This window comes from Streptomyces phaeofaciens, assembly GCF_014648915.1.
GTDB lineage: Bacteria > Actinomycetota > Actinomycetes > Streptomycetales > Streptomycetaceae > Streptomyces > Streptomyces phaeofaciens.
Window position 1 is genome coordinate 82178 of the sequence record NZ_BMSA01000001.1, and the last position, 13616, is coordinate 95793.

Annotated in this window: 8 protein-coding genes; 4 read left to right on the top strand and 4 right to left on the bottom strand. The window is 75.2% G+C overall.

Annotated features, from left to right (window positions below):
* Positions 1 to 118: 118 nt before the first annotated feature.
* Positions 119 to 1990, top strand: a complete 1872-nt coding sequence (locus IE275_RS00350; RefSeq protein WP_189707312.1) for an ABC transporter ATP-binding protein — start codon at positions 119 to 121, stop codon at positions 1988 to 1990.
* Between the two features lie 92 nt (positions 1991 to 2082).
* Here IE275_RS00350 and IE275_RS46740 read toward each other — a convergent pair whose 3' ends face one another.
* Positions 2083 to 3039 carry a WD40 repeat domain-containing protein gene (locus IE275_RS46740; protein WP_189706163.1) on the bottom strand — a complete coding sequence of 319 codons (957 nt, stop codon included), beginning with the start codon at positions 3037 to 3039 and terminating at the stop codon, positions 2083 to 2085.
* Between the two features lie 271 nt (positions 3040 to 3310).
* On the opposite strand from IE275_RS46740, the gene IE275_RS00360 reads away from it, so the two are divergent.
* On the top strand, positions 3311 to 6160 hold the full coding sequence (locus IE275_RS00360) for an ATP-binding protein (protein ID WP_189706165.1): 2850 nt from the start codon (positions 3311 to 3313) through the stop codon (positions 6158 to 6160).
* Between the two features lie 43 nt (positions 6161 to 6203).
* Here IE275_RS00360 and IE275_RS00365 read toward each other — a convergent pair whose 3' ends face one another.
* From IE275_RS00365 to IE275_RS00375, 3 genes are read right to left on the bottom strand one after another with little or no spacing between them, the layout of a single operon-like run.
* A complete protein-coding gene (locus tag IE275_RS00365) occupies positions 6204 to 8402 on the bottom strand; it encodes a bifunctional serine/threonine-protein kinase/ABC transporter substrate-binding protein (protein WP_189706167.1) in 2199 nt (732 codons plus the stop codon).
* Between the two features lie 10 nt (positions 8403 to 8412).
* Positions 8413 to 10842 carry a bifunctional serine/threonine-protein kinase/ABC transporter substrate-binding protein gene (locus tag IE275_RS00370; RefSeq protein WP_189706169.1) on the bottom strand — a complete coding sequence of 810 codons (2430 nt, stop codon included), beginning with the start codon at positions 10840 to 10842 and terminating at the stop codon, positions 8413 to 8415.
* On the bottom strand, positions 10842 to 11624 hold the full coding sequence (locus IE275_RS00375; protein ID WP_189706171.1) for a hypothetical protein: 783 nt from the start codon (positions 11622 to 11624) through the stop codon (positions 10842 to 10844). Before IE275_RS00375 ends, IE275_RS00370 begins: the two co-directional genes overlap by 1 nt.
* Before the next feature lie 458 nt (positions 11625 to 12082).
* Between IE275_RS00375 and IE275_RS00380 the strand changes: the two genes are divergently transcribed.
* On the top strand, positions 12083 to 12259 hold the full coding sequence (locus tag IE275_RS00380; protein ID WP_189706173.1) for a hypothetical protein: 177 nt from the start codon (positions 12083 to 12085) through the stop codon (positions 12257 to 12259).
* A gap of 129 nt (positions 12260 to 12388) precedes the next feature.
* Positions 12389 to 13516, top strand: coding sequence for a PQQ-dependent sugar dehydrogenase (locus IE275_RS00385; RefSeq protein WP_189706175.1), 1128 nt, complete (start codon positions 12389 to 12391; stop codon positions 13514 to 13516).
* Positions 13517 to 13616: the final 100 nt, after the last annotated feature.

A 13616-nucleotide genomic window follows, 5' to 3' on the forward strand; every position in this document is an offset into this window, starting at 1 on the left:
CGGGTTGCGGGAGCGGGGACGGGACATTGCGGACGGTCATCGGATCCTTCGGACGGGGGGATGTCGGGCCGGCCTTGACCTCAACGTTGCTCGAGGTTCTAGGTTCGCTGCCATGAGCATGGATTCCACCGCGTGGACGCAGCTGTACAGCGTCATGAACGCCCAGCAGGAACGCCGCCCCTTCGACCGCGCGACACTGCGCCGCATCGGCGCCTTCGCCCGACCGCACCGCCGCCGGATCGCGCTCTTCGTCGTGCTCGGGGTCGTGACCGCGCTGCTCGCCGTCGCCACCCCCGTCCTCGCCGGAGCGGTCGTCGACGCGATCGTGTCGCACGGCGACGCGGACACCGTCGTACGGTTCGCCCTGCTCATCGCGCTGATCGCGGTACTGGAGGCGGCGCTCGGCATCCTGGGCAGGAGGCTCTCGGCGACGCTCGGGGAGGGACTCATCCTCGATCTGCGCACAGCCGTGTTCGATCATGTGCAGCGGATGCCGGTCGCGTTCTTCACACGTACCCGTACGGGAGCGCTCGTCTCCCGACTCAACAACGACGTCATCGGCGCCCAGCGGGCCTTCAGCAACACCCTGTCCGGCGTGGTCTCCAACCTGGTCACCCTGGTCCTCACCCTCGCCGTCATGCTCACCCTGTCCTGGCAGATCACCCTGCTCGCGCTCGTCCTGCTGCCGGTGTTCGTGATCCCGGCCCGGCGGATGGGCAGCAGGATGGCCGGCATGCAGCGGGAGGCCGCCGCCCTCAACGCGGCGATGGGCACCCGGATGACCGAGCGGTTCTCCGCGCCCGGCGCCACCCTGGTCAAGCTGTTCGGCCGTCCCGAGGAGGAGTCCGCGGAGTTCGCGGCCCGCGCCGCCCGGGTGCGGGACATCGGCGTACGGACCGCGACCGCCCAGTCCGTGTTCATCACGGCCCTGACCCTCGTCTCCGCCCTGGCGCTCGCCCTCGTCTACGGCCTCGGCGGCCGGCTCGCCCTGAACGGCACCCTCGAACCGGGCGCCGTCGTCGCCCTCGCCCTGCTCCTGACCCGCCTCTATGCGCCGCTCACCTCGCTCGCCGGGGCCCGCGTCGAGGTGATGAGCGCCCTGGTCAGCTTCGAGCGGGTCTTCGAGGTGCTCGACCTCACCCCGCTCATCGAGGAGAAACCGGACGCCCGCGAGGTCCCCGAGGGCCCCGTCGCCGTCGAGTTCGACGACGTCCGCTTCGGCTACCCGTCCGCCGACAAGGTCTCCCTCGCCTCCCTGGAGGAGGTCGCCGCCCTCGACACCCGCGGCGGCGCCGAGGTCCTGCACGGCGTCAGCTTCCGCGCCGAACCCGGCCGGACCGTCGCCCTCGTCGGCTCCTCCGGCGCCGGCAAGTCCACCGTCGCCCAGCTCCTGCCCCGCCTGTACGACGTCGACGCCGGTGCCGTCCGGATCGGCGGGGTCGACGTCCGCGACCTCAGCGCCGCCTCACTGCGCGCCACCCTCGGCATGGTCACCCAGGACGGCCACCTCTTCCACGACAGCGTCCGCGCCAACCTGCTGCTCGCCCGCCCCGGAGCCGCCGAGGACGAACTGTGGGACGCCCTGCGCCGCGCCCGCCTGGACGACCTGGTCCGCGCCCTGCCCGACGGCCTCGACACCGTCGTCGGCGAACGCGGCTACCGGCTCTCCGGCGGTGAACGCCAGCGCATGACCATCGCCCGGCTGCTGCTGGCCCGGCAGCGCGTGGTCATCCTCGACGAGGCGACGGCCCACCTCGACAACACCTCCGAGGCGGCCGTCCAGGAGGCGCTCGCCGAGGCCCTGGCCGGCCGCACCGCCGTCGTCATCGCCCACCGCCTGTCCACCGTGCGCTCCGCCGACCTGATCCTGGTCGTCGAGGACGGCCGGATCGTCGAACGCGGCACCCACGAGGACCTCCTCACCGCGGACGGCCGCTACGCCGAGCTGTACCGGACCCAGTTCGAGGAGACGGCGCCGGTGCTCCCGTGAGGGCGGACCGGCCCCGGCGGACCGGCCCCGGCGGACCGGCCCCGGCGGACCGGCCCCGGCGGACCGGCCCCGGCGGACCGGGGCGGGTGCCGTCAGGCGATCTCCTTCGCCACGTCCCACACGCGCGGACCGTCGTCGTACCCCGCGGTGACGACCAGTGGCGGGCCCCCGTCCGGCCGGACCCGGCAGGCCCCGCGCACCCAGCCGTGGCCGCTGATGATCCCCGCCAGGTCCATGCCCAGGTCGCCGGCGCGCGCACCGGTGGCGGGGTCCCAGACGGCGGTGCCCGGACCGTCCCCGCCCGCGACGAGCAGCGTCCGGCCGTCGACGTCCGCCCGGCACAGGGCGAACACCGGTCCGGCGCCCGCCGTGAACGCCCGGACCTCCTGCCGCGCCTGCGGATCCCACAGCCGGACCACCCCGTCCCGGCCGGCCGTGGCGAGCAGGGTGCGCTCGCCGTCGGGAACCTCGCACAGCGTCCACACGAACCCGCGATGCCCGGTCAGCTCCACCTCCGGCCGCCCGGATCCGGCGTCCCACAAGGTCACCGAGCCGTTGCCGTGCCCGGCCGCGAGCAGCGTCCGGCCGCCCGCCCCGACCCGCTCCAGCGCGAAGATCCATCCCCGGCCGGAGCCCGTGTCGACGGCGCGCACCAGCCGGCCGTCGTGCGGGTCCCACAGCCGCAGGACGCGGTCGCGGCCCGCCGACGCCAGCAGCTCACGCCCGTCCACCCGCACCGCGCACAGGGCGTTCACCCAGCCGCGGTGCCCGGTCAGCGCGGCCACCGGCGTGCCCCCGCCGTCGAGGTCCCAGAGCCGGACGACTCCGTCGCGGCCGCCGGACGCCAGCAGCGGTCCGTCGTCCGTGCGGACCTCGCACAGCGCGCGGACCCAGGTGCGCGAACCGGTGAGGACCGCCACCTCCTCGCGGCTCACCGGATCCGCCAGCCGGATCGCCCTGCGGTGCCCGGAGTACGCCACGAGCCTTCGGCCGCCCATGGTGACCTCACAGACCGCCTCGTACACCGGCCGGAAACGGAACCTGCCCACACTGCCCTCCCGCGTCGTCCCCACGGCCCCACGCCGCGCACACGGTCGCGGGCCGACCCGGTCGTGATCCTCGGGGACGCACCGGGCCGTGACGACCGTGGTGTTACGTAGACCGATTACGCAGTTCCCGCACCCCCGCATCTCCCGCGCCCCGCCCGCACCAGGGTTGCCGCCCCCGCGGTAACCGGCCGCCGCCCCGGCCGGACGCGGGGGACTGTCGGCGGCGTACGACAGAATGACCGGACCACCACGGGCTGCGGGGGCGTGAGGCATGACGACGGAACGGACACCGCTGGTCGGCAGAGAGGCCGAACTGGCGCGCGTCGACCGGACACTGGCGGACCTGGTGGGCGACGAGGACGGACGTCCGGCGGTCCTGGACATCAGCGGCGAGGCCGGCATCGGCAAGAGCCGGCTCGTCCACGAACTGTGCCGGCGCGCGGCCCGGCTCGGCGCCACCGTCCTGCGCGGCCGGGCCACCGAGTACGAACGGCACATCCCTTTCCAGCCGTTCACCGACGCCTTCGCCGACCTCGACCCCGGCGTACCGGAGTCCTTCCCGGCCGCCGTCGAGGTGGCCCCGGTGCTCAGCGGCGCCCCCCGCCGCGCCGACCGGTTCGGCCTCCACCGCGCCACCGCCGCACTGCTCACCCACGCCGCCGGAACACCGCTGGTGATGGTCCTGGACGACCTGCACTGGGCGGACGCCGCGTCCCTGGAACTCCTCGACCACCTCGTACGGCACCCCCCGCGCGCCCGCGTCCTGCTGGTCGTCGCCCGCCGCGAGCGGCAGAGCCCCGCCCCGCTCACCGCGACCCTCATCCGCGGCACCGACACCGGGGCGGTGCACCGGACGGTCCTCGGGCCGCTCGGCGAGCGCGAGTGCGTCGAGGGCCTCACCGGCGGCCTGCCGCACGAGGAGGCCGTGCGCCTCTTCACCGCCAGCGAGGGCAACCCCCTCTACCTCCTCGCCCTGCTCCAGGCACACCGCGAGGGCGCCTCCGTCAGCCGGCTGTCCACCACCGGGCTCGGCGCCCTCCTGCTCGACGAACTGACCCCGCTGGCCGCACCGCAGCGCCGGCTGGTCGAGATCGTGGCCGCGCTCGGCGACCACGCCACCCCCGCCCTGCTCGGCGCGGTCACCGGCCGCCACCCGGCCGACCTCGCCGCCGACCTGACCGAACTCACCCGGCGCGACCTGCTGCGCACCGGCCAGCACGGCCGGCTGGCGCTGCGCCACCCCGTGCTGCGCAGCCTCGTGCACGACGGCACCGACCCCTGGCTGCGCACCGAGACCCACCGGCTGGCCGCCGCCGAACTGGCCCGGGCCGGCGCCCCGCTGGCCGAGCGGGCGCACCACGCCGAACGCTCGCTGTCCGGCTGGGACGCCCACGCGGCCGCCGTGCTCACCGAGGCCGCCGAACAGGCCGCGCACACGGCGCCCGCGAGCTGCGCCCACTGGCTGGACGTGGTCCTGCGGCATCTCCCGCACACCGCCGAACACGCCGTGGAGCGCCGGGCGCTGATGCTGAGGCGGGCCCGCGCGCTGGGCGCCTGCGGACAGCTCCGGGAGAGCCGCGACCTGCTGCACCAGGTGATCGCCCTGCCCGACCCGGGCGGAGACGGCGCCGAGTCGCGGGCCTCCGCCGTCGTCCTGTGCGCCGTCATGGAACGCCATCTGGGCCGCTACTCGGAGGCGGTCGCCCTGCTCCGCCGCGAACTGCACCGCGACGACCCCGCCCCCTCGCCCGCCGACCAGGTCGCGCTCGGCATGGAACTGGGCGCCTCCGCCCCGCACGACACCTCCTACCCGACCGTGCGCGCCGACGTCGCCCGCACCCTGGAGGTGGCCCGCTCCCTCGACGACGAGGCGGGCGTGGCGGGCGCGCTCACCGTCGCCGCGCTGGGCGAGGCGTACGAGGGGGAGATGGCCGCGGCCGACACCTACGCCCGCCAGGCCGCGGCACTCGTCGACTCGCTGCCGGACGACGACCTCACCGCCCTGTGCGAGCAACTGGCCCGGCTGGGCTGGGCCGAGGCGTTCCTGGAGCGCTACGCCGATGCCGAACGGCACGCCGACCGGGGCCTCGCCATCGCCCGCCGCACCGGCCAGCTCTACCTCCTGCCCCATCTGCTGCTCTGCAAGGCGCACGTCCACATCCAGATCTGCCGGCCGGTGTCGGCGCTGGAGCTGTCGGACGAGGCCGAGGACATCGCCCGGGGCATCGGCAGCGACGAACTCCTCGCCTTCGTCCTCGGTACCAAGGCCCACGCCGTGGTGGCCGCCTGCCCGCCCGGCGACCCCCGGCCCCTCGCCGTCGCGGAGGAGGCGGTGGCCGCGGCGGGCCTGGGCGGCAACTGGTGGGCGTCCATCGCCTGGTGCATGCTCGGCTACGCGTCGCTCACCGCCGGCGACCCGGTCCGCGCCCGGGACGCGGTGCTGCACGCCGGCGGCCCCGGTCTGCGCAGCCTCCAGCCGTCGATGCGCCCGCTGTTCCTGGAGGTCCTGGTGACCGCCGCCGTCGCCGACGGCGATCTGGTCGCCGCGAAGGAGTGGGCCGAGCGGGCCCGCGAGGAGGCCGAGCGGCTCGACCTGCCGGTGCAGCGGGCCTCGGCCATGCGCAGCGCCGCGCACATCCCGCTCGGCCTCGGTGACGCGCGGGCGGCGGCGGAGCTGTTCGTGTCGGCGGCCGACGAGAGCGCCCGCAGCGGCGGCGTGTTCTGGGAGGCGTTCTCGCTGCTCCTCGGCGCCCCGCTGCTCGCCGCCGGCCCGGACGGTCCCCGGCAGGGACAGGCCGCCTGGCAGCGGGGGCAGCGGCTGGCCGCCGCCGGGGGAGCCGAGATGCTGGTCCAGCTGGCCGAGGCGATCCGTCCCGCGGTGGCCGAGGTCGCCGACGGCCCCGAGCGCCGGCTCGCCGAACTCACCACCCGGGAACGGGAGATAGCCGGCCTCGTCGCCGAGGGCCTCACCAGCCCGTCCATCGCCGACCGGCTCTGCCTCAGCCGTCGCACGGTCGAGACCCACATCTCCCGCATCTACCGCAAGACGGGAGTCTCCTCACGGGCCGCCCTGGCGGCGCTGATGGCGGTCCGCGCCCCCGGAAACCCGTTCACGGTCTGAACGGGACCGACGCGAGCCGGGCGGCCGACGCCCCCGCCCGGCCTCACGCGATGACGTCCCGGTACTCGCCGAGCCAGCGGAAGCCCCCGTCGGCCGCCCGGAACAGATACATCGCGTTCGTGTACTGGTAGCTGGTGGCGTCGTAGCGCAGCCGCTTGGTGATGCCCCGGTGGTCGGTCTCGCGCAACCGGCTCACGACGGCGCCCCGCTCCGCGCGGGACGCGCCCAGCGCCGTCATGGCGCGGGCGACGAAGAGCGCGGCGTCGTAGGCCTCCGCCGCGTACCAGGGCGGGGCGGCGCCGAAGCGTTCCCGGTAGGCGGTGACGAAGGACCGAGCCGCCGGCACCCGGGTCGGGTCCAGGAAGGCGGCGGCGAAGACCCAGCCCTCGGCGGCCTCGCCCGCCGCGGTGAGGAACCGGGGGTCGAGGGCGTGCGACGTGGCCAGCCGCGCCCCCGAGAAGCCGGCGGTCAGCAGGGCGCGGGCCAGCTTCGCCGTGCGCGCGTACCCTCCGGTGAACACCACCGCGTCCGCCCGCGCGGCGGTCACCGATTCGGCGAGGGCACGGAAGTCGGCGGCCGAGCCGTCCTCCGCGGCGAGCGTGCGCCGGATCGTGGTGCGCTCGGGGGACCGCACGGCGTCGTCGACGAGGCCCAGGCTCTGCCGGCCGGTGTCGCCCTCGGCCGCGTCGTCGATCAGCACGGTCCGGCGGGCCCGGACGGCGTGCACGAGATACGCGACGACCGGGGCGGCCAGGGTCAGGTCGTCGGGGCGGGTGGCCGCGTACACCCGGGCGGAGGGGGAGACGGAGGGGCCGGCGGAGGACAGCCCGACGAGCCCGACCGACACCGACACCAGGGGGAGCCGTGCCTTCTGGTACAGGGGGACGGCGGCCTTCGCGCAGGCGTCGGTGGTCGGCCCGATCACCGCGCGCACCCGTGCGTCGGCCGCCAGCCGCCGGGCGATCCGCTGTGCCCCGGCCGTGCCGCCCGCGTCGTCGTGCACCTGGAGTGCCAGGTCGAAGGCGCGCCCGGCGCGGGAGTTGAAGTGGTCGACGGCGAGCCGTACGCCCCGCTCCTGGGCCCGGCCCGTGCCGCGGGCGTCTCCGCTCAGGTCGGCGTGCACGGCGAGGGTCAGCCGCGGCAGCGGCCCTGTGCCGCCCTGCGCGGAGGTGCGGTGGGGGCGTCCCGCCGTCCACCAGGCCGCCGTTCCGCCCGCCGCCAGCACCCCGGCCGCCGAGCCGAGTACCACGACACGGCGCCGCGTGACACCCCGCGCGCCGTCCCCGCCGGGCACCGTGTCGGCGCCGGAACCTGCGCCGGAACCTGCGCCGGACACCGCGGTCGCCTCGACGGCCGGCAGGGCCAGGACGGCCGTCGAACGGCGCGCGATCAGCCGGGTGACCGCCTCCGGCAGCCAGCCCTCGCCCGCGCCCCCGGCCCCGCCGTCCAGGGCCTGCCGCACCTCGCGCACGCCGGGGCGGGCGCCGGGCTCCTTCGCCAGACAGTCCCGCAGCAGCGGCAGCAGCGGCGCCGGGACACCGTCCAGATCCGGGTCCTCGTGGACCGTGCGCACCAGCACCCCGGGCGCCGAACCCGCTCCGAAGGGACGCTCGCCCGTCACGGCGTACGCCAGCAGACAGCCCAGCGAGAAGACATCGCTGGCCGGTCCGATCTCCCGCCCCCGGCCCTGCGCCTGTTCGGGGGAGAGGAACCCGGGGGAGCCGACCACCATCCCGCTGGCGGTGAGCGCGGTGTCCTCCGGCGTCCGGGCGATCCCGAAGTCGATCATCCGGGGGCCGTCGACCGCGAGCAGCACATTGCCGGGCTTGACGTCCCGGTGCACCAGCCCCGCCGCGTGCACCGCGTCCAGCGCCTCGGCGAGCCGGGCGCCCAGGAAACGGACCGAGGCGAGCGGCAGCGGCCCGCACTCCCGCACCGCCTCCGACAGATCGGGGCCCGGCACGAACGCCGTGGCGAGCCAGGGCGACTCCGCCTCCGGGTCCGCGTCGAGCAGCGGTACCACCCAGGGGCTGGCCACCCGGCCCGCCGTCTCCACCTCGCGGCGGAACCTGGCCCGGAAGGCCGGGTCGTCCGCGTGTGCGGCGCGGATCACCTTCACCGCGGTGAGCGCGCCCCCGCCGGACCGCGCCAGATACACCACGCCCATGCCGCCCGCGCCGAGCCGGCGCAGCAGCCGGTAGCCGCCGATCCCGGCGGGATCGGCGCCACGCAACGGCTCCATCAACGCCCCCTCAGGTGGACACCTGGAACGAGGCCACGCCCTGGTACGCGAACCGGCCGCCGACGACCTTCCACAGATGGACGCCCGTGCCGTCGATGACCAGCGTCCCGGTGGTCTTGTCGAACGCGAAGTTCTTGGTGATGCCCCGGTAGCTCGCCGAGCGCAGCGCCGTCGTCAGGTTCTGGCGGTCCGCCTTCCCCGCGGCCAGGGACCGCAGGCACGTCACGGTCAGCCGGGCCACGTCGTACGTCTCCACGGCGTACCGCTCCGGCTCGGTGTCGAACCGCTTGCGGTACGCGGCCGCGAACGCCTTGGCCTCGGGTGCCACGGAGGCGTCCAAGACCGGGGCGACGATCACCCAGCCCTCGGCCGCGTCCCCGGCCGCGGACAGGAACCGGGCGTCGAGCACCCCCTGCGCGGCGGCCCTGGCCCCGGTGAAGTCACGGCTCGTCAGTTCGCGGGCCAGCAGCGCGGCCCGGTCGTGGTAGCCGGCGAAGACGACGGAGTCCGCGCCCCCGTCGGCGAGGGCGTCGAGGGTGGGCCCGAAGTCGGTGCGCAGCGCGCTGACCACCTTCGGTACGGCCGGCTGCCGGTCCTTGCGCAGAATCCCGGCGAGGGTGCTGCTGATCTCCCAGGCGTAGGCGTCCGCCGCCCGGTCGTCGATGATCCCGACGGTCCGTGACTTCGCGGTGCCGCGCAGATACGCGTTCAGATAGAACGGCATGATCGTGTCCGTCACCCGGGCGTGCAGGAAGGAGCGGCTGCCCATCGCCCCCAGCACACTGCCGCCGGGCGACACCGCGAGCACGGGCAGCGAGGCGGCGTCGTACGTCGCCAGTGTGGCGAGGGCCGTGGCGTCCGTGGTGGGGCCGATCACCGCCAGCACGGAACGGTCGGCGACCAGCTCCTTGGCCGCGGCGGGAGCCCGGTCCCGGTCGCCGCCGTCGTCCACGGTCCGTACGGCGAGGGTGAACGGCCGGTTCGCGGCCGCGTTGAACTCCTCGACCGCGAGCCGCAGTCCGCGCTCCTGTGCCCGGCCGACCGCCTTCTGGTCACCGCTCAGGTCGGCGTGCAGGCCGATGGTGTGCACCGGCTTCCCGGCCGTGCCCGCGGCGCCGTCCGCCTTGTCGCCGTCGTCCGAGAGCACCGCCCAGGCCGCCGCGCCGCCACCGGCCGCCACGGCCGCCGCGCCACCGGCCAGCAGCAGGAAACGACGTCTGCGCAGGCCACCGCCGGGCGGCGGACCGGGAGCCGGTGCGGACGCGGGGTCGATCTCGGTGTCGTCGATGCCGGGCAGCGCGAGACCGGCGGCCGACCGCTCGGCGATCAGCCGGACCAACGACTCGGGCAACCAGGCCTCGTCGTCGGGAAGTTGGTCGTCGGGCTGCCGGTCGGCGGGTGCGCGGTCCTCGGGCGTGTGGTGCTCGGGTGCGCGGTCCCCGGGCGGGCGGTGCTCGGGTGCGCGGTCCCCGGGCGTGCGGTCCTCAGGCAGGCGGTGCTCGGGCGTGCGGTCCTCGGATGCGTGGTCCTCGGGCTGTCCGTCGTCGGGCTTCCGGCCGGCGGGTGTGCCGCCCTCGGGGCGGATCGCCCGCAGTGCCTCCCGGGGGTCGGGCGGTGTCGCGGGCGGTGTGCCGGGTGCCGGGGCCATGAGGGCCGTGGCGAGGGCGTCGGCGGTCGGCCGCAGCGCGGGGTCCTTCTCCAGGCAGCCGCCCACCGCCTCGGCCAGTTCCCCGGGAAGCCCGTCCAGATCGGGCGCGTCGTGCACCGTGCGGTACAGCAGCGCCTCCGCCGTACCGGTGCCGAACGGAGGCCGTCCGGTGGCCGCGTGGGCCAGGACGCAGCCCAGGGAGAAGACGTCGCCGGCCGGTCCCAGCTCCCGCCCGCCCCGTGTCTGTTCCGGGGGCAGGAAGCCGGGGGTGCCGACGACGACACCGGTCGAGGTGAGCGAGGTGTCCTCCGGGGCACGGGCCACCCCGAAGTCGATCAGCCGGGGTCCGTCCGGCGCGAGCAGGACGTTGCCCGGCTTGACGTCCCGGTGCACGAGACCGGCCGCGTGCAGGTCCCGCAGGGCGTGCGCGAGCCGGGCGCCCAGGGCGCGCAGACTCCGTACCGGCAGCGGCCCGTGCGTGGCGACGGCCTCGGCGAGGGAGGGGCCCGGCACGAAGACGGTGGACAGCCAGGGCTGTTCGGCCTCCGGGTCCGCGTCGACGAGGGCGGCCACCCAGGGGCTGGTCATCCGCCGGGCGGTGTCCGCCTCGCGCCGGAAACGCTCCCGGAAATCGGTGTCCTCGGCGTACTCCGCCTGGATCACCTTCAGCGCGACCAGGGCGCCGCCGGCCGAGCGGGCCAGGTACACCACACCCATGCCGCCCGCGCCGAGGCGTCCGAGGAGCCGGTGGCCGGCCAGCAGGGCGGGGTCGGAGGTGCGCAGCGGTTCCATCACTTCCCCTTCAGCTGCTGCCGGACGCGCTCCAGCATCCGGGCGAGGGCGTCGCTGCCCAACTGGTTGAGCTCGTCCTGGGTGTGGTCCTTCGAGCCCGTCACGGAGACGGCCACGACGACCGTGCCCAGCCGGGCGACCGTCCATCGGTACGGCTGGGCCGCGCCGCCCCGCTCGGTGTAGCTGCCGATCTCGATGACGGAGTCGTCGGCGTAGTTCTGCTCGCGGGCGCCGAAGGGCGTGCCGACCGAGTTCAGGCCGGTGATCCGCTCACCGTCCCGGGGCTGCTGGTCCGGGCAGCGCAGGACCTCCTCGAGCGTGGTGGCGAGCTGCTGGTCGGCGCCGAGGGCGGAGGCGTGCACGGTGGCCGCGGCCGTCACCTTGACGGCGCCCTCGCCTTCGGCGCCGTTCAGCACGCTGTACCGGGACAGGGCGGCCAGGACGCCGGCGGGGAGCTTCTCCCGCTGCCAGCGGCAGTCCTCGCCCAGCACGGGCCAGGTGCCCGCGGCGCTCTGGGCGGGGGTCTGGGCGACGAAGCCGCGGCCCCAGTCGTCCGGTGTGAAGACCACGGCGTCGGCCAGACTCCGCCCGGCCCGGGCGGTCTTGGGCACCAGCGAGGCGTCGGGGGTGAAGACGGAGTCGGCGGTGGAAGCGCCGGAAGGGGCCGCGCCGGGTCCCGGGGAGGCGGTGGCGGAGGGCGAGCGGCTCGGTCCGGACGCCTCGGCGTCGTCCGGCTGCGCCGAACACCCGGCCAGCAGACTTCCCGCCACCAGGAGCGTCACCCAGCTCCCCAGGTTCTCTCGGGTATTGCCTTCCACTCAGTCCCCTCAATACCGTTCGTGTCCCCGACTCCCCGAACGTAGACGGCCGGTGGGGACGCGGGCCTCAGTAGAAACACGTATCTGGATACGTATTCCGTTGGTTCCCATGTGCGCGGATCCTGCCCCCTTCCCTCCCTTGTCATGGCATTGACACCCGCTTTCTTGTCGTGGGCACGCCTGATGATCGACCGCGCCGGGCCGGAGGCGGGAATCGTGGGCGGGGAACCGGGGGCGGCCGGCCGCCGACCGTCGCGCCGCTCAGCCGACGGCTCGTCAGCAGGATGGGTGATTCCAGGTGGCCGGGGGCAGGGCCGGTGTCAATACTCCTTGGTGTCGGCCGTGTCCGACGCGGCGGCGAACGCGATGTGCTCTCGCGGTTGAGCCGGCTGTCCCCCCCCCACCACCGGAAGGGCCGCACCATGGCAGGTCTGGCGCGTCTGGCGCGTTCGGCGCCGATACGAGTCCGTCCGGCCCGGGGCGCGACCGCCGCCGACATCACCGTCGCGGACATCACCGTCGCGGACACCACCGTCGCCGCGGCCGACGCCGCCGCGGCCGCCGGGGCGCTCCCGTCCGCGCCGGCCCCCGGGCACTAGACCCTCCTCCCTCGAGCCGGCTCCGTCCGACGCGGCGGCGCATGCCGACCTGCTCCCGGAATCGGCGGGTTTTCCCGCTCCCTCCGCGAAACACCCCACGAAACACCCCACGAAACGAAAGGCCTCACCATGTCACCCTCGGCGCGCTCGGCGCTGCACCGGATCCGTCCGGGCACGGCCGTGATCACGGCCGCCACCGCTCTCCTCGGTGCCTGCTTCCTCCAGCCGGCGACCGCCGCCGAGGAACCCCGGGCAGCCGGTGCGCCGACGGGCGTCTCGGTCCTGTCCGCCGGTTGGACGAGGCCGTGGGCCATCACCTTCCTCCCCGACGGGAAGCGCGCGCTGGTCACCGAGCGCCAGAGCTCCACGGTGTGGCTGCAAGGGTCGGACGGCGCCAAGAAGAAGGTCGGCACGGTGCCGAACACCGTCTACCCCTCCCCCTCCCTGGGCACCACCGCGGTGGGCAGCGGCGGTCTGCTGGGCGTGGCCCCCTCGCCGACCTGGAACGGCACCACGGACCAGGACGTGTTCTTCGTCCACACGGCCGCCACCGAGATCCGCGTCGTGAAGATGCGCTTCGACGGCACCTCGCTGAGCGGCTACACCGTCGTCCTCGGCGGTATCACCCGGGGCGGCGACCACAACGGCGGCAAGATCGCCTTCGGCCCGGACGGCTATCTGTACGTCTCCGTCGGCGACGCCCTCCAGCGCAAGCTCGCCCAGGACAAGAACTCGCTCAACGGGAAGATCCTGCGGATCACCAAGAGCGGTGCGGCGGCCCCCGGCAACCCGTTCGGCACCCGGGTCTACAGCCTGGGCCATCGCAACCCCCAGGGCCTCGCGTGGGACTCCCGGGGCAGGCTGTGGGAGACCGAGATCGGCGAGTCCACCTGGGACGAGCTCAACCTGATCGGCGCGGGCGCCAACTACGGCTGGCCCACCTGCGAGGGCTCCTGCGCCCAGGCGGGCATGACGAACCCGAAGAAGGTCTGGAACCCGGCCCAGGGCGGCGTACCCGCCCAGCTCGCCATCGCCGGCGACGTCGTCTACGTCACGACCCTGCTCGGCCAGCGCCTGTGGGCCATGCCGATCGACAGCACCGGCAAGGGCGTCGGGACCGCGACGTCGTACTACACCAACAGCTACGGCCGGCTGCGGGCACTCACCAAGGTGCCGGGCGCGGACACCCTCTGGCTCGGGACGACCGACGGCGGTGTCGGCAAGGACCGCATTCTCAAGGTCACCGTCAAGAAGTGACCTCGCCGGAAACCGAGGACCACCGCAAGGACCCCGGCGCGAGCGCGGCCGGTCGGCGGCCCGCGCACCCGCGTCCGGCCGATCCACCCCACGAAAGGAA

Excerpts from the sequence above, each read along its gene's own strand:
- IE275_RS00370 (WP_189706169.1), bottom strand. The coding sequence starts at position 10,842 with ATGGAACCGCTGCGCACCTCCGACCCCGCCCTGCTGGCCGGCCACCGG.
- IE275_RS00380 (WP_189706173.1), top strand. The coding sequence starts at position 12,083 with ATGGCAGGTCTGGCGCGTCTGGCGCGTTCGGCGCCGATACGAGTCCGT.
- IE275_RS00365 (WP_189706167.1), bottom strand. The coding sequence starts at position 8,402 with ATGGAGCCGTTGCGTGGCGCCGATCCCGCCGGGATCGGCGGCTACCGG.
- IE275_RS00360 (WP_189706165.1), top strand. The coding sequence starts at position 3,311 with ATGACGACGGAACGGACACCGCTGGTCGGCAGAGAGGCCGAACTGGCG.
- IE275_RS00350 (WP_189707312.1), top strand. The coding sequence starts at position 119 with ATGGATTCCACCGCGTGGACGCAGCTGTACAGCGTCATGAACGCCCAG.
- IE275_RS00385 (WP_189706175.1), top strand. The coding sequence starts at position 12,389 with ATGTCACCCTCGGCGCGCTCGGCGCTGCACCGGATCCGTCCGGGCACG.